This window comes from Micromonospora sp. PRAS1 (assembly GCF_059553435.1).
Genome location: NZ_JCANNB010000045.1, coordinates 31,144 through 49,285 on the forward strand (window position 1 = coordinate 31,144; position 18,142 = coordinate 49,285).

The 18,142-nt window shown below is 70.2% G+C and carries 20 protein-coding genes; 17 read left to right on the plus strand and 3 right to left on the minus strand.

Going from position 1 to position 18,142, the window contains the following annotated elements; genetic code table 11:
• Window positions 1–29: 29 nt before the first annotated feature.
• The 6 genes from arc (at window position 30) to prcA (ending at window position 5,987) form a co-directional block, all read left to right on the plus strand.
• Complete coding sequence (gene arc, locus AC507J_RS28615) at window positions 30–1,811, plus strand: proteasome ATPase (RefSeq protein WP_341715925.1); 1,782 nt, start codon at window positions 30–32, stop codon at window positions 1,809–1,811.
• A 294-nt stretch (window positions 1,812–2,105) separates the two neighbouring features.
• Entirely contained in the window at window positions 2,106–3,623 is a 1,518-nt protein-coding gene (gene dop / locus AC507J_RS28620; RefSeq protein ID WP_496292975.1) for a depupylase/deamidase Dop, read from the plus strand.
• Window positions 3,624–3,737: 114 nt separating this feature from the next.
• The gene (locus AC507J_RS28625; RefSeq protein WP_092380345.1) at window positions 3,738–3,953 is read left to right on the plus strand and encodes a ubiquitin-like protein Pup; all 216 of its coding nucleotides are present in this window, start codon (window positions 3,738–3,740) and stop codon (window positions 3,951–3,953) included.
• A 154-nt stretch (window positions 3,954–4,107) separates the two neighbouring features.
• On the plus strand, window positions 4,108–4,317 hold the full coding sequence (locus AC507J_RS28630; protein ID WP_496293018.1) for an endonuclease domain-containing protein: 210 nt from the start codon (window positions 4,108–4,110) through the stop codon (window positions 4,315–4,317).
• The gene (prcB, locus tag AC507J_RS28635) at window positions 4,236–5,075 is read left to right on the plus strand and encodes a proteasome subunit beta (protein ID WP_496292978.1); all 840 of its coding nucleotides are present in this window, start codon (window positions 4,236–4,238) and stop codon (window positions 5,073–5,075) included. The genes AC507J_RS28630 and prcB overlap by 82 nt, the downstream gene beginning before the upstream one ends.
• 63 nt (window positions 5,076–5,138) lie before the next feature.
• Window positions 5,139–5,987, plus strand: coding sequence for a proteasome subunit alpha (gene prcA, locus AC507J_RS28640; RefSeq protein WP_496292980.1), 849 nt, complete (start codon window positions 5,139–5,141; stop codon window positions 5,985–5,987).
• Window positions 5,988–5,992: 5 nt separating this feature from the next.
• Here the strand turns inward: prcA and rfbD are convergent, their stop codons facing one another.
• Together rfbD and rfbB are read right to left on the minus strand one after the other, a co-directional pair.
• Window positions 5,993–6,868, minus strand: a complete 876-nt coding sequence (gene rfbD, locus AC507J_RS28645; protein WP_496292982.1) for a dTDP-4-dehydrorhamnose reductase — start codon at window positions 6,866–6,868, stop codon at window positions 5,993–5,995.
• A complete protein-coding gene (gene rfbB / locus AC507J_RS28650; RefSeq protein WP_496292984.1) occupies window positions 6,865–7,866 on the minus strand; it encodes a dTDP-glucose 4,6-dehydratase in 1,002 nt (333 codons plus the stop codon). Before rfbB ends, rfbD begins: the two co-directional genes overlap by 4 nt.
• An 83-nt stretch (window positions 7,867–7,949) precedes the next feature.
• Between rfbB and rfbA the strand changes: the two genes are divergently transcribed.
• The 4 genes from rfbA (at window position 7,950) to AC507J_RS28670 (ending at window position 11,226) form a co-directional block, all read left to right on the plus strand.
• Complete coding sequence (gene rfbA, locus AC507J_RS28655; RefSeq protein WP_496292986.1) at window positions 7,950–8,903, plus strand: glucose-1-phosphate thymidylyltransferase RfbA; 954 nt, start codon at window positions 7,950–7,952, stop codon at window positions 8,901–8,903.
• A complete protein-coding gene (locus AC507J_RS28660) occupies window positions 8,900–9,517 on the plus strand; it encodes a dTDP-4-dehydrorhamnose 3,5-epimerase family protein (RefSeq protein ID WP_496292988.1) in 618 nt (205 codons plus the stop codon). The genes rfbA and AC507J_RS28660 overlap by 4 nt, the downstream gene beginning before the upstream one ends.
• 102 nt (window positions 9,518–9,619) lie before the next feature.
• A complete protein-coding gene (pafA, locus tag AC507J_RS28665; protein WP_496292990.1) occupies window positions 9,620–10,978 on the plus strand; it encodes a Pup--protein ligase in 1,359 nt (452 codons plus the stop codon).
• A 50-nt stretch (window positions 10,979–11,028) separates the two neighbouring features.
• The gene (locus AC507J_RS28670; protein ID WP_496292992.1) at window positions 11,029–11,226 is read left to right on the plus strand and encodes a hypothetical protein; all 198 of its coding nucleotides are present in this window, start codon (window positions 11,029–11,031) and stop codon (window positions 11,224–11,226) included.
• Between the two features lie 52 nt (window positions 11,227–11,278).
• On the opposite strand, the gene AC507J_RS28675 is transcribed toward AC507J_RS28670, so the two are convergent.
• Window positions 11,279–12,403: a DUF3866 family protein gene (locus AC507J_RS28675; RefSeq protein ID WP_496292994.1), complete on the minus strand. Its 1,125-nt coding sequence runs from the start codon at window positions 12,401–12,403 to the stop codon at window positions 11,279–11,281.
• Between the two features lie 245 nt (window positions 12,404–12,648).
• Here AC507J_RS28675 and AC507J_RS28680 point away from each other — a divergent pair, with 245 nt between their 5' ends.
• The 7 genes from AC507J_RS28680 to AC507J_RS28710 all read left to right on the plus strand — a co-directional run.
• The gene (locus AC507J_RS28680; protein WP_496292996.1) at window positions 12,649–13,638 is read left to right on the plus strand and encodes a helix-turn-helix transcriptional regulator; all 990 of its coding nucleotides are present in this window, start codon (window positions 12,649–12,651) and stop codon (window positions 13,636–13,638) included.
• A gap of 43 nt (window positions 13,639–13,681) precedes the next feature.
• Window positions 13,682–14,680, plus strand: coding sequence for a helix-turn-helix transcriptional regulator (locus AC507J_RS28685; RefSeq protein WP_496292998.1), 999 nt, complete (start codon window positions 13,682–13,684; stop codon window positions 14,678–14,680).
• Between the two features lie 10 nt (window positions 14,681–14,690).
• The gene (locus AC507J_RS28690) at window positions 14,691–14,939 is read left to right on the plus strand and encodes a hypothetical protein (protein ID WP_496293000.1); all 249 of its coding nucleotides are present in this window, start codon (window positions 14,691–14,693) and stop codon (window positions 14,937–14,939) included.
• Window positions 14,940–15,099: 160 nt separating this feature from the next.
• Window positions 15,100–15,426 (plus strand): Sec-independent protein translocase subunit TatA, encoded by a 327-nt coding sequence (tatA, locus tag AC507J_RS28695; RefSeq protein ID WP_496293002.1) that lies wholly within the window; start codon window positions 15,100–15,102, stop codon window positions 15,424–15,426.
• Between the two features lie 18 nt (window positions 15,427–15,444).
• Window positions 15,445–16,377 carry a twin-arginine translocase subunit TatC gene (tatC, locus tag AC507J_RS28700; protein ID WP_496293004.1) on the plus strand — a complete coding sequence of 311 codons (933 nt, stop codon included), beginning with the start codon at window positions 15,445–15,447 and terminating at the stop codon, window positions 16,375–16,377.
• Window positions 16,378–16,811: 434 nt separating this feature from the next.
• On the plus strand, window positions 16,812–17,417 hold the full coding sequence (locus AC507J_RS28705; RefSeq protein WP_496293006.1) for a LuxR C-terminal-related transcriptional regulator: 606 nt from the start codon (window positions 16,812–16,814) through the stop codon (window positions 17,415–17,417).
• Window positions 17,418–17,549: 132 nt separating this feature from the next.
• Window positions 17,550–18,142 (plus strand): response regulator transcription factor (locus AC507J_RS28710; protein WP_496293008.1); only part of this gene is annotated, 593 nt, incomplete at its 3' end.

The following is an 18,142-nucleotide window of genomic DNA, read 5'->3' on the forward strand; positions in this document are numbered from 1 at the left end:
AACGTTCAAGCCCCCCGGGGAGGTGGGACGTGGCACGCAGCGACGACGCGGACTCGCGCGCCGCACGGTGGGAGAAGGAGGCCCACGATCTCTCCACGCAGGTCGCGTTCCTTCAAGAGGAACTCGCTCTGGTGCGGCGCAAGTTGACCGAAAGCCCCCGACACGTCCGGCAGCTCGAAGAGCGGCTGGCCGCCACCCAGGCGCAGTTGGCACGGCTGACCGAGAACAACGAACGGCTCGTGAGCACCCTCAAGGAGGCTCGCGCGCAGATCGTGACGCTCAAGGAGGAGATCGACCGTCTCGCCCAGCCGCCAAGTGGTTACGGCGTCTTCCTGGCCCGTCACGACGACGGCACGGTCGACGTCTTCACCGGCGGGCGCAAACTGCGCGTAGCCGTCTCGCCCTCGCTCGACGTGGGTGAGCTCCGGCGTGGCCAGGAGGTACTGCTCAACGACGCGCTCAACATCGTCGACGCGTTCGGCTACGAGCGGGTCGGCGAGGTGGTCATGCTCAAGGAGATCCTCGCGGGTCCCGACGGCGCACCGGGCGACCGGGCGCTTGTGGTCTCGCACTCCGACGAAGAGCGGATCGTGCACCTGGCCGAAACCCTGATCGGCAGCGCGATCAGGGCCGGCGACTCACTCATGATCGAGCCGAGGTCGGCGTACGCGTACGAGCGGATCCCGAAGAGTGAGGTCGAGGAGCTGGTCCTGGAGGAGGTGCCGGACGTCGACTACACCGACATCGGCGGCCTCCATTCCCAGATCGAGCAGATCCGGGACGCGGTGGAACTGCCGTTCCTGCACGCCGATCTGTTCCGGGAGCACCAGCTGCGCCCGCCGAAGGGCATCCTGCTCTACGGGCCGCCCGGCTGCGGTAAGACGCTCATCGCCAAGGCGGTCGCCAACTCGCTGGCGAAGAAGATTGCCGAGCGGCGGGGCGAGGAGAAGCACACCAGCTTCTTCCTCAACATCAAGGGCCCCGAGCTGCTCAACAAGTACGTCGGCGAGACCGAGCGGCACATCCGGCTGATCTTCCAGCGGGCCCGCGAGAAGGCCGGCGAGGGCACCCCAGTCATCGTCTTCTTCGACGAGATGGACTCGGTCTTCCGTACCCGCGGCTCCGGCGTCTCCTCCGACGTGGAGAACACAATCGTCCCGCAGCTGCTCAGCGAGATCGATGGTGTGGAGGGGCTGGAGAACGTCATCGTCATCGGTGCCTCCAACCGGGAAGACATGATCGACCCGGCGATCCTGCGCCCCGGCCGGCTCGACGTGAAAATCAAGATCGAGCGGCCGGACGCCGAGGCGGCCAAGGACATCTTCTCCAAGTACATCCTCTCCGGCCTGCCACTGCACGCCGACGACCTGGCCGAACACGGCGGCGACGCCCAGGCCACCGTCGCCGCCATGATCGACGCGGTGGTGCTCCGGATGTACTCGGAGACCGAGGAGAACCGCTTCCTGGAGGTCACCTACGCCAACGGTGACAAGGAAGTCCTCTACTTCAAGGACTTCAACTCCGGCGCGATGATCCAGAACATCGTCGACCGGGGCAAGAAGATGGCCATCAAGGAGTTCCTCACCTCCGGCCGTAAGGGGCTGCGGTTGCAGCACCTGCTCGACGCCTGCGTCGACGAGTTCCGCGAGAACGAGGACCTGCCCAACACCACCAACCCGGACGACTGGGCCCGCATCTCCGGCAAGAAGGGCGAGCGGATCGTCTACATCCGCACGCTCGTCTCCGGCGGCAAGGGCACCGAGGCCGGCCGCTCCATCGAGACCGCCAGCAACACCGGCCAGTACCTCTGACCGGCGCGCCACCAGGGCCCGTGACGCCAGGCGTCACGGGCCCTGCGCGTACTCCAGCGCGGCCTGGCCAGCGCGGGCCGCGGGCCACGCGACGTCCCTCGTCGCGTCGATCTTGCACTTTTGGTCGGCCTTACGCGTGTTATACGCGAAATGTCGCGACCGAAAGTGCAAGATCGCGGAGTGGCGACGGGGTGGTGCGAACGCGCCGACCACGGGAGGGCCCCGTCGGCGGGGGCGCGGACTACTCTCGACATGATGGGGGAGCCGGTCGGGCAAGCGGGAGCGGGTAGGTCGATGAGCGTAAGACGGATCATGGGTACCGAGGTCGAGTACGGCATCTCCGTGCCCGGTCAGGCCGGTGCCAACCCGATGGTCACCTCGTCCCAGGTGGTGAACGCCTATGGCGCCCGCCCGGAACTCAACCGCGGCGGCCGGGCCCGCTGGGACTACGAGGAGGAGTCGCCGTTGCGCGACGCCCGGGGCTTCACCTACTCCGGCGCCGCCTACGACCCGGCCGAGGCACTGGCCGACGAGGACCTCGGGCTGGCCAACGTCATCCTCACCAACGGGGCGCGACTCTACGTCGACCACGCCCACCCCGAATACTCCACACCAGAGGTGACCAACCCGCTTGACCTGGTCCGCTGGGACAAGGCGGGGGAGCGGGTGATGGCCGAGGCGGCGCGCCGCGCCGCCACCATCCCCGGCACCGCACCGATCCACCTGTACAAGAACAACACCGACAACAAGGGCGCCAGCTACGGCGCGCACGAGAACTACCTGATGCGCCGGCAGACGCCCTTCGCCGACATCGTCGCGTACCTGACGCCGTTCTTCGTGACCCGGCAGATCGTCTGCGGCGCCGGGCGGGTCGGCATCGGCCAGGACGGCGGCCAGAGTGGCTTCCAGATCTCCCAGCGTGCCGACTTCTTCGAGGTCGAGGTGGGCCTGGAGACCACCCTCAAGCGGCCGATCATCAACACCCGCGACGAGCCGCACGCCGACGCGGACAAGTACCGCCGGCTGCACGTCATCATCGGCGACGCCAACCTCTCGGAGATCTCCACCTACCTGAAGGTGGGCACCACCGCGCTGATCCTCACCATGATCGAGGAGAAGGCGCTCGGCAGCGACCTCGGCATCGCCGACCCCGTCGGCGAGCTGCGCGCGGTCAGCCACGACCCGTCCCTGACGCACCTGATGCGGCTGCGCGACGGCCGTCGACTCACCGCGCTGGACGTGCAGTGGGCGTACCTGGAGCGGGTCCGCGAGTTCGTGGCCGACCGCTACGGCGACGACGTCGACGAGCAGACCGCGAACGTGCTGGACCGGTGGGAGGCCGTGCTGGACCGGCTCGGCCGCGATCCGATGCTCTGCGCCGACGAGCTGGACTGGGTGGCCAAGCTGCGCCTGCTGGAGGGCTACCGGGATCGGGAGAAGCTCGGCTGGGGCTCGCACAAGCTCCAGCTGGTCGACCTCCAGTACTCCGACGTGCGGCCGGAGAAGGGGCTCTACCACCGGCTGGTCTCCCGCGGCTCGATGAAGACGCTGCTGACCGACGAGGAGAGCCGCACGGCGATGACCGACCCGCCGGAGGACACCCGCGCCTACTTCCGGGGCCGCTGCCTGGCCCAGTACGCCTCCGAGGTGGTCGCCGCCAGCTGGGACTCGGTCATCTTCGACGTTGGGCGGGAGTCGCTGGTGCGGGTGCCGATGATGGAGCCGGAGCGCGGCACCAGACGGCACGTCGGCGCCCTCTTCGACCGCTGCGCCAGCGCCAAGGACCTGCTGGAGACCCTGACCGGCGGCTGACCGCGGGTCGATTGGAACGCTTGTCGCGCGTCGGGTTCCATCCCGGCGCGCGGTGAGCGTTTCGTCGCTCCCGCGAGGTAAGTTCATCGCAGGGAGATCGTGGAGGAGGCAGCAGTGGCCACTCGTGACAGCGGCGGTCAGTCGCAGTCGGGCAAGTCCCGCCAGGGCGAAGAGGTCGAGGACGTCACCGTCGAGGCGAATCCGGAGGTCGCCGAGCGGCATGCCGAGATCACCGAGGACGTCGACGACCTGCTCGACGAGATCGACTCCGTCCTCGAAGAAAACGCCGAAGAGTTCGTGAGAGGATATGTCCAGAAAGGGGGGGAGTGAGGCGTATGTCTGATTCGCCCTCCCCGGCGGAGAAGACATGCCCACAGTGCCAGCGCTCACTGCCCCCGACCTAGTTCCCGGGCACCATCCGGAAGGCCAGCTGGCAGAGCAGGGTGGGGTCTGCGGGGTGTGCGGTGACCCCGATCCGGAACATGTGGACCACGATCATCGCACCGGATGGATACGCGGGATACTCTGCTTCAACTGCAACGGTGGTCTTGGCCAGTTCCGTGACAGTCCGACGAGGCTGGCCAGGGCCATCACGTACCTGAGAGGAACCACGTGGCAGCGGGTTTTGATCCATCCGGGCGTCTACCAGATGTGTTCACCAACGCGGGGACGTCCTCCTTCACCACGTTTCTGAGCAAGGTCGCCCCCGAGATGCTGCCCGGCCGCCGGCCGCTGCCCCCGGGGATGGCGGCCGAGTTGGCCCCGCACGCCACCACCATCGTGGCCATCTCCGCCGCGGGTGGCGTGGTGATGGCCGGCGACCGGCGGGCCACCATGGGCAACCTGATCGCGCAGCGGGACATCGAGAAGGTGCATCCGGCCGACGCGTACTCGTTGGTGGGCATCGCCGGCACCGCGGGCGTCGGCATCGAGCTGATGCGGCTGTTCCAGGTGGAGTTGGAGCACTACGAGAAGATCGAGGGCGCGATGCTCTCGCTCGACGGCAAGGCCAACCGGCTGGCCTCGATGATCCGGGGCAACCTCGGCGCGGCCATGCAGGGGCTGGCCGTGATCCCGCTCTTCGCCGGCTTCGACCTGGCCGCGAAGGACCCGGCTCGGGCCGGTCGGATCTTCAGCTTCGACGTCACCGGCGGCCCGTACGAGGAGACCGGCTACGACGCGATCGGCTCCGGTTCGCTCTTCGCCAAGTCGGCGCTGAAGAAGCGGTACCGGGCCGGGCTCTCGGTGGACGACGCGGTACGGCTGGCCGTGGAGGCGCTCTACGACGCGGCCGACGACGACACCGCGACCGGTGGACCCGATCTGAGCCGGCGAATCTTCCCGGTGGTGATGACCGCGACGGCGGAGGGGACGTACCGGCTCACCGACGCGGAGACGGCGGCGCTCGGCGAGAGCGTGGTCGCCGGCCGGATGGAGAACCCGGGCGGCTGAGCCCGTCCTGCCCCGTACTGACCCCGCAGTTCCCAGCACAGCGCCTGAAGGAGAGCCGCCGCCGTGGCCATGCAGTTCTACGCCTCGCCCGAACAGATCATGCGCGACCGTTCCGAGCTTGCCCGCAAGGGCATCGCCCGGGGACGTAGCGCGGTGGTCCTGAGCTACGCCGGTGGGGTCCTTTTCGTCGCGGAGAACCTCTCCAGCACCCTGCACAAGGTCGGCGAGATCTACGACCGGATCGGCTTCGCGGCCGTCGGTCGGTACAACGAGTTCGAGAATCTGCGGCGGGCCGGGGTGCGGATGGCCGACCTCAACGGACTGAGCTACGACCGGCGGGACGTGACCGGGCTGGCGTTGGCCAACACCTTCGCGCAGATCCTCGGCACCATCTTCACCGAGCAGTCGAAGCCCTTCGAGGTGGAGATCTGCGTGGCGGAGGTGGGTGCCACGCCGGACGAGGACTCGCTGTACCGCCTCACCTACGACGGCTCGGTGAACGACGAGCCGGGCCGGATGGCGATGGGTGGACAGTCCGAGGCGATTGCCGGGGCACTGAAGTCGAATCACCGGCCGGACATGTCGCTCGGTGACGCGGTTCAGGTGGCGGTGCAGGCGCTGGGCAGCGTCGGCGGTGAGGGCGGCGCGGCCAGGACGATCGCCGCCAACCAGCTCGAGGTGGCGGTGCTGGACCGCAACCGGGTCGGGCGTACGTTCCGACGGATCACCGGGGCGGCGCTGACCGCGCTGCTGGATGGCGGTGCGGCGGAGGATGCCGGGCCCGAGGGGAACCGGGAGAAGACCCCGACCACGCCGACCGAGGAGGCGCACAAGCCGACCACCTCGGCGGGCTCCGCGGACCTGGAGGACAAGCCGGGCGACAAGTCCGAGGAGAAGCCGGGCGAGAAGTAGGACGGTCAGGCGGGGGCGGCCGGCGTACCGGTGGTGGCTGCGTCGTGCAGTGTGGCGTGCCAGTCGGGCAGGGTCGGCAGCCCCGCTTCGGCCCACCGGTCATGCCCCAGGACGCTGTAGGCCGGTCTGGCGGCGGGACGCGGAAAACGGGCGCTGCTGGTGGGCCGGATCCGTTCGGGATCGAGTCCGTGCCGGGCGAACACGGCGCGGGCCAGCCCGTACCAGGTGGTCTCGCCGGAGCAGGTGCCGTGGTAGGTGCCGGGTGCAGCCCGACCGGCCAGGGCGGCCTCGGCGAGCGCGACCAGTTGCCGGGCCAGGGCGTACGACCAGGTGGGTTGGCCGCGCTGGTCGTCGACCACGTCGAGGAATTCGCGCTGCTCGGCCAGGCCGAGCATGGTGGTGACGAAGTTGCGGCCGTGGGTGCCGTAGAGCCAGGCGGTCCGCACCACGTATCCGGCGTCGGGTAGCAGCCGGGCGACGGCCTGCTCGCCGACGAGCTTGCTGCGGCCGTACGCGTTGATCGGGGCGGTCGGCGCGTCCTCCGGATAGGGGCTGGCGGCGTCACCGGAGAAGACGTAGTCGGTGGAGATCTGGAGCAGTCGGGCGCCGTGTGCGGCGCAGGCCGTGGCGAGGTTGGCCACCGCCGCGCCGTTGGCCGTGGTGGCCGCCGCCTCGTTCCGCTCGGCGCCGTCGACGTCGGTCCACGCGGCGGCGTTGATCACCACGTCGTGACCGGCCACGGCGGTGTGCGCGGCGGTGGCGTCGGTGATGTCGAGTTCGGCCCGGGTGGCGGCGGTCGCGACGTGTTCCGGGTGCCGGTCGAGCAGGTCGACCAGGTCCCGCCCGAGCATTCCGGCGGCACCGGTCACCAGCACCCTCATCGGGCCGCCGCCGTCCGGAGCGGCTCCCACCAGGAGCGGTGATCGCGGTACCAGCGGACCGTGTCGGCCAGGCCGGTGTCGAGGCTGATGCTCGGGGCGTACCCCAGCTCGGTCCTGATCTTGGTGATGTCGAGCGAGTAGCGGCGGTCGTGGCCCTTGCGGTCGGGGACCGCGACGACCCGGTCCCAGCTGGCACCGCAGGCTTCGAGCAGTCGGGCGGTCAGTTCCTTGTTGGTGAGCTCGGTGCCACCGCCGATGTGGTAGATCTCGCCGGCGCGGCCCCGCTGCTGCACCAGGGCGATGCCCCGGCAGTGGTCGTGCACGTGTAGCCAGTCCCGTACGTTGCCGCCGTCGCCGTAGAGCGGCACGGTGCGCCCGTCGAGCAGGTTGGTCACGAAGAGCGGGATGACCTTCTCGGGGTACTGGTACGGCCCGTAGTTGTTGGAGCAGCGGGTCAACACCACGTCCAGGCCGTGGGTGCGGTGGTAGGCCAGGGCGAGCAGGTCGGAGCCGGCCTTGGAGGCGGAGTACGGCGAGTTGGGCGCCAGCGGCCACTGCTCGGTCCAGGAACCTTCGGCGATGGAGCCGTAGACCTCGTCGGTGGAGATGTGCACGAACCGGCGTACGCCGTGTCGCAGCGCGGCGTCGAGCAGCGTCTGCGTGCCGAGCACGTTCGTGGTGACGAACGGCGTCGCGCCGGCGATCGAGCGGTCGACGTGCGACTCGGCGGCGAAGTGCACGATCACGTCGTGTCCCGCGACGACCTCGTCGACCAGTTCGGGGTGCCGGATGTCGCCGGGCACGAAGCGCAGCCTGGGGTCGTCGCGAACCGGGGCCAGGTTGGCCAGGTTGCCGGAGTAGGTGAGCGCGTCGAGCACCGTCACCTGGCTGGGTGCCAGCGAGATGAACTCCTCCGCGTCGCGTCCGGTTGCCGACAGTAGCAACCGGACGTACGCCGAACCGATGAACCCGGCGCCGCCGGTGACCAGGATCCTCACAGGACGAGGAGTCTACGGGACACACCTGGGCTTAGGGTGAGCGACACGTGACCGATTGTGCTGCCTGCCGGTACGCTCCCCGAGTGCGTGGAATCCTGCTCGCCGGCGGCACCGGATCGCGGCTGTGGCCGATCACCCGGGCGGTGTCGAAGCAGCTCATGCCGGTCTTCGACAAGCCGATGATCTACTATCCGCTCTCCACTCTGGTGATGGCCGGGGTGCGGGAGATCCTGGTGATCACCACGCCGGAGGAGCAGGGCCAGTTCCGGCGTCTGCTCGGTGACGGCAGTCAGTTCGGGCTGCGGCTCGAGTACGCCAGCCAGGCCCGGCCCGAGGGCATCGCCCAGGGGTTCGTGCTCGGCGCGGACTTCATCGGTGCCGAGGCGGTGGCACTGATCCTCGGCGACAACATCTTCCACGGGGTGGGGTTGGGCCGGCAGTTGGCCGCGGCCGGTGATCCGGTGGGTGGGCGCATCTTCGCCTACCCGGTGGCGAACCCGCAGGCGTACGGGGTGGTGCAGTTCGATGCCGACGGTCGGGTGCTGTCGATCGAGGAGAAGCCGCAGCGCCCCGCATCCCGGTACGCGGTCCCGGGGTTGTACTTCTACGACAATCGGGTGGTGGAGATCGCGCGCGGGTTGGTGCCGAGCGCCCGTGGGGAACTCGAGATCACCGCGGTGAACGAGGCGTACCGGCGGGCGGGGGAGTTGTCGGTGACCGTACTGGACCGGGGCACCGCCTGGCTGGACACCGGGACCTTCACCTCGCTGGTGCAGGCCGCCGAGTTCGTCCGGGTGATCGAGGAGCGGCAGGGCATGAAGATCGGCTGTGTCGAGGAGGTGGCCTGGCGGGCCGGGCTGATCGACGACGACCAGCTGCGGGCGTTGGCCGAGCCGCTGACCAGGAGCGGCTACGGCGAGTACCTGCTCGAGCTGCTGGCCGCCGGTCGTGACGGGTCGATGTCGACCCCCGGTCGGGACGAGTCGGCCGGGAAACCCGTCGGCTCGGTGGTGGGGCCACGGAAGGAGATGTCGTGAAGATCCGACCGATGGGCATCGAGGGTGCCTGGGAGATCAGCCCGCAGCAGTTCACCGACCCGCGTGGCCTGTTCCTGGAGTGGTACCGCTTCGACCGGCTCGCCGAGGCGGTCGGTCATCCGCTGCGGCTGGCGCAGGCCAACATCTCCGTCTCGGCCCGGGACGTGGTGCGGGGCGTGCACTTCGCCGACGTGCCACCGGGACAGGCGAAGTACATCACCTGTGTGCGGGGGGCGGTGCTCGACGTGGTGGTCGACCTGCGGATCGGCTCACCGACCTTCGGGCGCTGGGAGGGCGTCCGCCTGGACGACACCGACCGGCGCGCGGTCTACCTGGCCGAGGGGCTCGGTCACGGCTTCTGTGCGCTTACCGACGACGCCACGATCGCCTACTTCTGCTCGACCACCTACAACCCGTCCGGCGAGCACGCGGTGCATCCGCTGGACGAGGAGTTGGGCATCGAGTGGCCGCCCGCCGCGCCGCTGCTCTCCGCCCGGGACGCCGCCGCGCCGACGCTGGCGCAGGTGCGCAGCGCGGGCCTGCTTCCGCAGTACGCCACCTGCCGCGACTACGCGGTGAGCCTGGACGCCGGGGCACATTCGGGCCTGCTCTGACCCGGCCAGCTCCGCCGCGCTGACCCGGACCGGGGGCCGTTCTGATCCGTACAGCTGCCGCGACAGTGACGAAGAGGGCCTCGATACGGCTAATGTCTCATCATGGAACGGCGAATCTTCGGTCTGGAGACCGAGTACGGCGTCACCTGCACCTACCGTGGGCAGCGGCGGCTGTCCCCTGACGAGGTCGCCCGGTACCTCTTCCGCCGAGTGGTGTCCTGGGGCCGGTCGAGCAACGTCTTTCTGCGTAACGGCGCGCGGCTCTACCTGGATGTCGGCTCGCACCCGGAGTACGCCACCCCGGAGTGCGACTCCGTTGTCGACCTGGTCGCCCACGACCGGGCCGGTGAGCGCATCCTGGAAGGGCTGCTGGTCGACGCGGAGAAGCGGCTGCACGACGAGGGCATCGCCGGGGAGATCTACCTGTTCAAGAACAACACCGACTCGGCCGGCAACTCGTACGGCTGCCACGAGAACTACCTGGTCTCCCGGCACGGCGAGTTCGGCCGGCTGGCTGACGTGCTGATCCCGTTCCTGGTCACCCGCCAGTTGATCTGTGGCGCGGGCAAGGTGCTGCAGACGCCGCGCGGGGCGGTGTACTGCCTCTCCCAGCGGGCCGAGCACATCTGGGAGGGCGTCTCCTCGGCGACCACCCGCAGCCGGCCGATCATCAACACCCGGGACGAGCCGCATGCGGACGCCGAGCGGTACCGCCGGCTGCACGTCATCGTCGGTGACTCCAACATGAACGAGGTCACCACCCTGTTGAAGGTGGGTACGGCCGACATCGTGCTGCGGATGATCGAGGCCGGGGTGGTGATGCGCGACCTGACCCTGGAGAACCCGATCCGGGCCATCCGGGAGGTGTCGCACGACATCACCGGCCGGCGCAAGGTGCGGCTGGCCTCCGGCAAGGAGATCAGCGCGCTGGAGATCCAGCAGGAGTACCTCGCCAAGGCGATCGAGTTCGTGGAGCGCCGGGGCGGCGACCAGACCGCCAAGCGGGTGGTCGAGCTCTGGGGGCGGGTGTTGCGGGCGGTGGAGACCGGTGATCTGGAGCCGGTCTCGCGGGAGATCGACTGGGTGACGAAGCTCCGGTTGATCGAGCGTTACCAGCGCAAGCACGACCTGCCGCTGTCGCATCCGCGGGTGGCGCAGATGGACCTCGCGTACCACGACCTGCGCCGGGGCCGCGGGCTGTACGCGCTGCTGGAGCGGCGGGGAGACGTGGACCGGGTGGCCACCGACCCGGAGATCTTCGAGGCCAAGGAGACGCCGCCGCAGACCACCCGGGCCCGGCTGCGCGGCGAGTTCATCCGGCACGCCCAGGAGAAGCGGCGCGATTTCACCGTCGACTGGGTGCACCTGAAGCTCAACGACCAGGCGCAGCGCACCGTGCTGTGCAAGGACCCGTTCCGGGCGTACGACGAGCGGGTGGAGCGGCTGATCGCCAGCATGTGAGCGTGACCCGGCCCGTCCGCAGCGGGCGGGCCGGGTAGGCTGGCCGCGTCATGATTCCTCCCGAGCAGCCCCCGCGCCGTGCCGGCCACGGCACCGAGCCACAGACTTGGCTTGACCGCCGCCGCGAGAAGGTCCGCGCCGAGATCGAGCGCAACCGGCGCGGCGAGTACACGGTTCCGACCTGGGTGTTGGCGCTGGCCCTGGCGCTGATCGTCGGCGCTTGGATCGCCTTGATCATCTTCGCCTGAGGTGTAAGGAAGGGCCCCCTCTTAACGCCTGCGGTAGAGGAAGGGCCCCTTTTTAACACTTCCGCGGGTCGCGCTCGGCGTGCGGCGTACCGGCTGCGGCCAGTCGCGCGGCGTGCCGGCCGGCCGCCGCGGCGGCCAGGAAGTAGGCGTGGTCGGCGTCCAGCCCGCGCCCCATCGTCGACAGCGGCACCGGGCTGCGGCGCAGCGCCGCGTCCAGGCCGGCGGTGTCCACCCGGAGCACGTCGTGCCGCTCGGCGAGCGGCGTGAGTGCCTCGGCGACCTCGGCGTCCAGCGTCGGATCCAGGCCGTCGGGCACCACCAGCTCCGCGCGCGCCAGCGCCACCCGGCCGTACGCGGTGATGCTGTGGTGTGAGACGCCGCGGTGCCGCGGGCGCGAGTCGGCGGCGGAGATCCGCAGCGAGCCGACCGCCCGCCCACCCAGCGCGGCGACGGCGTTGACCGCCTCGCCCACCGCAACCCCGGAGAAGCCCCACCGGGTGCCGGTGCCGAGATTGCCCGGGCCCTGCGCCACCACCGCCACCTCGGCATGCAGTACGTGCCGGGCCGCGAGCAGGCCGCTGTGCAGCGTGGACGCCTCCAGGTCGCCGCCGAACGCCTGCCCGACGCTGATCGTGCCGACCAGTTCGTCGCGCAGCCCGGCGAGGGTGCGGGAGAACCAGGCCGGCAGCGCCCCACCGTCGGTGAGCAGGTACGCCACCCGCAGCTGCGCAGCGTCGGCGCGGATCCCGGCCAGGATCGCCGGCAACGCCGAGTGCAGGTCGGCGGTGACCACCGGCAGGCCGCCGAGGTCCTCGGCGGCGGCGAGCACCTCGTGATGTGGAGACGCCGGCTCGTCGACGCCGAGCAGGATCGGTTGCAGCGGCGTGTAGCGGGCCTTGACCAGGTGACCGGCGTCGCGGGAGTCGAGGGCCTGCGGCGGGTCCGGCGGCAGCCGGTCCGGCAGCGCGACGACCAGGGCGTACCCGCCGGTACCCAGGCCCATCAGCAGCGCGCCGGCGTTGAGCAGCACCCGGTCGCCGGGCTCGGGCATGCCGACCAGCGACGGGTACGCCAGGGCCCGCATAGTGCCGCCGTCGGCGAGTTCGACGTCGAGCTCGACCGCACCGGTCCACTGCCGCCGCAGCGTCGCCACCGTACCCGCCCGCCATCGCACCATGCCCCGCACGCTAGCTTCCACGCCACACCACCGGACGCGGCGGGGTGCGCGCGCCGATGTGGATCATGTGCGCCGGTTGGCGTGGTGTCGACCGGCGGCGTGGTGTCGATCGGTAGCGTGGTGTCGATCGGTGGCGTGGTGTTAACAAGGGGCCCTTCCTATGCACCAGGCGTTAACAAGGGGCCCTTCCTTACGACCGTGTGGGGTGCGTGCCGGGGGGTGGGTGGGCTGCTAGCGTCTACGGGGTGTCGCGTAGTCGCACTGAACGCCTGGTCAACCTGGTGATCTGCCTGCTCTCCACGCGGCGGTTCCTGACCGCCGCGCAGATCGCCGCGACCGTGCCCGGTTACGAGCACGACCCGGACGACGCCCGCGAGCACGAGGCGTTCCAGCGCAAGTTCGAACGGGACAAGGCGGAGCTGCGGGAACTGGGCGTGCCGCTGGAGACCGGGACGGCCAGCGCCTTTGACGCCGAGCCCGGTTACCGGATCGCTCGCCGGGAGTACGCGCTACCCGACATTCCGCTCAAGCCGGACGAGGCCGCCGCGGTGGGGATCGCCGGGCGGCTCTGGCAGCATGCCGGGCTCGCCGCCGCCGCGTCGTCCGGGCTGGCGAAGCTGCGTGCCGCCGGGGTGGATGTGGATCCGCAGGCCACGCTCGGTCTGGAACCGATGGTCACGGTCGACCCGGCGTTCGCACCGCTGACCGCCGCCGCCCGGGACCGGCGCGAGGTGCGCTTCGACTACCGGGTCCCGGACCGGGACACGTCCGACCGGCGCCGCCTGCAACCGTGGGGCGTGGTCTGCTGGCGGGGCCGCTGGTACGTGGTCGGTCACGACCTGGACCGCGACGCCACCCGCTGCTTCCGGCTGTCCCGGGTGGTCGGCCCGGTCCGGGTCACCGGCGACGCCGGCGCCTACCAGCCACCGTCCGGGGTCGACCTGATCAGCCATGTGGCCCGCTGGTCCGGTCCGGCCGAACGCGCCGGCCGGGCGACCGTGCTGGTCACTCCCGGGCGCGCCGCCGGGCTGCGCCGTTGGGCGGTGGAGGTCACCGCCGGGCCGGCGGGGGACCGGCTCGTCCTGCCGTACGCCGACGCGGACCACCTCGCCGGCCACCTCGTCGGCTACGGTCCCGACGTGCGGGTGATCGACCCGCCCGAGTTGCGCGAGGCGGTCATCCAACGGCTCAAGGAGATCGCCGCCCGACACGAGTCGCTGGCGGCGGCCCGGTGAGCGCGTTCGCGGTGACCGTGCTCCGTCTCGGAGGGGAGGTCCGGTGAAGGCTGGTTCGCGTACCTCCGCCGACCGGCTGGCGCGGCTGCTCAACCTGGTGCCCTATCTGCTCGCCCGGCCCGGGATCGAGATCGCCGAGGCGGCCGGCGACCTGGGCGTCACCGAGCGGCAGTTGCGCGAGGATCTGGAGCTGTTGTGGGTGTGCGGGCTGCCCGGTTACGGCCCGGGTGACCTGATCGACATGGCCTTCGACGGCGACCGGGTGACCATCACCTACGACGCCGGCATCGACCGGCCGCTGCGGCTCACGCCGGACGAGGCGCTCGCCCTGGTGGTGGCGCTGCGGATGCTGGCCGAGACACCCGGTGTGGCCAACCGGGACGCCGTCGAGCGGGCCCTGGCCAAGATCGAGGACGCGGCCGGCGACCTGGTGGCCGCTCCGGTTGAGGTCCGGCTGCCCGGCGACACCCGGCGGGCGGCGGAGCTACGCGCGGCGGTGGAGAGCGGCCGGGCGCTGCGCATCACCTACTACACCGTGGCCCGGGACGAGACCACGGAGCGCGTGATCGATCCGTTGCGGGTGCTGATGGTCGGCGGCCGGACGTACGTGGAGGCGTGGTGCCGGCGTGCCGAGGCGGTGCGGCTGTTCCGGGCCGACCGGATCGACGCCGTCGCCGAGCTGGCCGAAGCGGCCGTGGTGCCGCCGCAGGCCCGTCCACAGGACCTCAGCGAGGGAGTGTTCCGGCCGTCGCCGGACCTGCCGCTGATCACGCTGCGGATCGGCCGGGGAGAGCGCTGGATCACCGAGTACTACCCGTGCGAGCGGGTGGAGTCCGACGGCGAGCGGTGGGTGGTCTCGCTGCGCGTCACGGATCTCAGCTGGGCTCGTCGGTTCGTGCTCGGCCTCGGCCCGGACGTCACAGTCGTCGCCCCGGCCGAGTTGGCCGACCAGATCCGGGACGCGGCGGTGGCCGCGCTGGACGCGTACGCGACGCCGGTGCCGCCTGGTGCGGACCCGGCGGCGACCGCGGTCAGGCAGTAGGCTGGCGTCCGTGCTGAAGTGGATCGTGCTCGCGCTGGTGCTGGTGCCGTTGATCGTGCTCGTGCTGGCGGTCCGACCCGTGCTCGCGCGGCTGCCCCAGCTGCGCCGGGCGGTGCTCAAGCTACAGCGACGCGCCGACGAGGCGGTGGCGCTGCGGGAGGCGGCGGAGAGCCTCCAGCAGCGGGCCGAAGGGTTGCAGGGCCAGCTGGCCACCACCGAGCAACGGGTCGCTCTGATCCGTTCCCGACGCGGCGACTGACCACGAAGATCCAGGGAACTGGTTGACGGGACGCGCGCGGTTGGTCGAAACTTCACCCACCGGGATCAACCACCACCGTCCCGGTGGGTGGCAACAGCCCTGGACGCACGTACGATGGGCTGCGGCACACTCTCATCAACACAGTGCGACTGGAGCCCCCATGCATGCCCTCAAGCCCTGGCACATCGCCGTACTCGTGGTCGTGCTGATCCTGCTCTTCGGTGCGAAGCGCCTCCCCGACGCGGCCCGTTCCCTGGGCCGCTCGCTGCGCATCATCAAGGCCGAGACCAAGAGCCTCTCCGACGACGACCGCGACCTGGCCAGCAAGGCCGACGCGCAGGCCGGCTACCAGCCGTACCCGCCGCAGCAGCCCACCCAGCAGGCGCCGCAGCAGCAGGCGTACCCGGGAGCGGCGCCGCAGCAGCCGTACCAGGGCACGGTCCAGCCGCCGGTCGTCGACCCGGTGCAGCGCGTCCGCGACAACTGATCACGGGGGCCGATCACCGTGGCCTTCGGACTCCGCAAGCGCGGTTCGAGCAACTTCGAACGGGCCTCCGACGGCTCGATGACCCTCGTCGAGCATTTTCGTGAGCTGCGTAACCGGCTGTTTCGTGCCTCGCTGGCGATCGTCATCGGTTTCTTCGTCGGTTTCGCCCTGGCGGACCTGGTCTTCGACCTGCTCGCTGGCCCGTACTACCGGCTGCTGCCGGACCAGAGGTTCATCCAGCTCGGGCCGGCGGACGCCTTTCTGTTGAAGCTCAAGCTCGCGCTCTGGATCGGGCTGATCGTCGCCTCGCCGGTGTGGTTCTACCAGCTCTGGGCGTTCATCGCGCCGGGCCTGCACCGGCACGAACGCAAGTACGCCTACATTTTCGTGGCGATCGCCGCGCCATTGTTCATGGCCGGCGCGGCGCTGGCGTACTTCGTCGTGGACAAGGGCCTGACGTTCCTGCTGGAAGCGGGCGTGACCGGGATCGACACCTCCCTGGAGGTCACCCGCTACATCTCCTTCGTCACCAACATGATCCTGATCTTCGGGGTGGCGTTCGAGTTCCCACTGGTCGTGCTGATGCTCAACTTCGTCGGCATCGCCAGCGCGAAGCGGCTGCTCAGCTGGTGGCGGGTGGCCGTCTTCATCTTCTTCGCCTTCTCCGCGGTGGTCACGCCCACGCCGGACCCGTTCGGCATGACCGCGCTGGCGCTCTGCCTGTGCGCGCTCTACTTCGCCGCGGTGGGGGTGGCGTTCCTCAACGACAAGCGCCGGGGACGTGGCAAGGAGATCTACGCCGGTATCGACGACGACGAGGTTTCCCCGCTGGAGTTCGACAACCAACCGGTCGAGGCCGCTGCGTCGGTCGACGCGCCAACCCCGGTAGATGCCCCGGAGCCGGTCGCGGCGCCCGCCCCGATCGAGCGCCGTTACGACGAGATAACCTGACCGGCTGCCCGGCGTCGGGCAGCCGACGGTGCGGCGATGTTCGATGAGCATCGCCGCACAGTCATGCCTACGTCGTACCTGCTGGCGCTTTAGCGCACAGCCCATCCCGCTGTCAGCGGTGCAGTCGGTAATCCGTCATCGGGCTTCCACGATGCGAGTTCGGGTAATGACATATTCACGAGTGTCATCCCACCACCTTTCACCCACCACCCGACTGACCTCACCATCTCGCTGACCGACTGGCCGAAAGCTGCCACGGCGGGCGATATCCCGTCCGCCGACTCGACCTTCGTCGTGGACGGGTCGGGCGCTGATACGGCCGGCAGGTCGGCGCGCGTCCAGGGGCACCACCGTCCACCACCCCCGGCTGGGCGAGAGAGTCCTGTCAAAGGGACCCGGCCGCCGCAGCGTATGTGCCAGATCGGAGCAAGATATTGATCCGCGTCGCCGTCGTCGAGGAGATGAGCCTGCTGCGCACCGCGCTGTGCGCCGCCTTGTCGAGCGAGGAGGGGATGGAGGTGGTTGCCGAGATCGCCGTGATGGGGGAACTTTCCGCAGTGGTGCGGCAGCATCGCCCCGACATCGTGCTGGTGGACCTGGCGTCGGACGTTCCACAACCGGTCGAGGTGGTCAACCAGATCATTCGGGCGGCGCCCGGCGCGGCGGTGCTGGCGATGGGACGTCGGTGGGGTCCGGCGCTGGTCGGGGACCTGATCGGCGCCGGGGTGCGAGGGCTGGTCGGTAAGGATGCGCCGGTGGAGGCCCTGGTCGCGGCGGTGCGGGAGGTTGCTGATGGGGGGCGGGTGATCGATGCGGAGGCTGCCGCGACCGCGCTGCGTCCGCCGCGCAGCCCGCTGACCCGCCGGGAGGCGGAGGTGCTGCGGGCGGCCGCCGAGGGTCTGCCGCTCAAGGACATCGCCCGTCAGCTCTTTCTGGCGCACGGGACGGTACGAAACCACCTGTCGGCAGTCATGCGTAAGACGGGTGCCCGCAACCGGATGGAGGCGGTCTGGCAGGCCCGCTGGCACGGTTGGATCTAGCCGGGTGGCCGGCGGATGGCTTTCCGAATGGCCGGCGCCAGCGCCGTCAGCGTCACCGAGCGTTACTCATCGGTACGTGTTTGACTGTTGACGGTTCGTGATCCAACTGGCGATTTCTCGGGAAGGTCGACTGTGATCCGTACCCTGCTCGCGCTCGACGGTGCCCTGATCCGTGGTGCCCTCTCCCTCGTTCTCGCCGCCGAGGAGGACATCAGTGTGGTGGCGGAGCTGGATCGGGGTGATCCCCTCACATCAGCGGTCCGGGCCAAGCGTCCGGACGTCGCCGTGGTCGACCTCGACCTCGTCGACGACGGCCGCGCCGACGAGGCCGGCGTGCCGGGTCAGTGCCCGATGTTGGTGCTTGCCGACCGGCGACGGGTCCACCGGCTGCACCGGATTCTGGTGCCGGGGCGCACCGTCGGCATCCTCGGCAGCGACGTCGCCCCGCAACGGGTGGTGGACGGGGTCCGGCGGCTGTCCCGGCAGGAGTCGGTGATCGACGCCGACCTGGTGCTGGCGGCGTTGACCCGGGAGAGCCCGCTGACCTCGCGGGAGACCCAGATTCTCGCCCTGACCGCAGCTGGTGCGCCGGTCGTGGAGGTCGCCCGGACGCTCGGCCTGGCCCCGGGCACCGTACGTAACCACCTTGGCCGGATCGCCCGTAAGGCGGGCGCGCGTACCCGGGTGGAGGCGGTGCGGGTCGCCCGCGAAGCCGACTGGATCTG

What these genes read in the sequence shown, in the direction of transcription:
- AC507J_RS28675 (WP_496292994.1), bottom strand. Translation starts at nt 12,403, where the DNA reads ATGGTGCGATGGCGGGCGGGTACGGTGGCGACGCTGCGGCGGCAGTGG.
- pafA (WP_496292990.1), top strand. Translation starts at nt 9,620, where the DNA reads ATGGAACGGCGAATCTTCGGTCTGGAGACCGAGTACGGCGTCACCTGC.
- tatA (WP_496293002.1), top strand. Translation starts at nt 15,100, where the DNA reads ATGCATGCCCTCAAGCCCTGGCACATCGCCGTACTCGTGGTCGTGCTG.
- rfbD (WP_496292982.1), bottom strand. Translation starts at nt 6,868, where the DNA reads ATGAGGGTGCTGGTGACCGGTGCCGCCGGAATGCTCGGGCGGGACCTG.
- AC507J_RS28670 (WP_496292992.1), top strand. Translation starts at nt 11,029, where the DNA reads ATGATTCCTCCCGAGCAGCCCCCGCGCCGTGCCGGCCACGGCACCGAG.
- dop (WP_496292975.1), top strand. Translation starts at nt 2,106, where the DNA reads ATGAGCGTAAGACGGATCATGGGTACCGAGGTCGAGTACGGCATCTCC.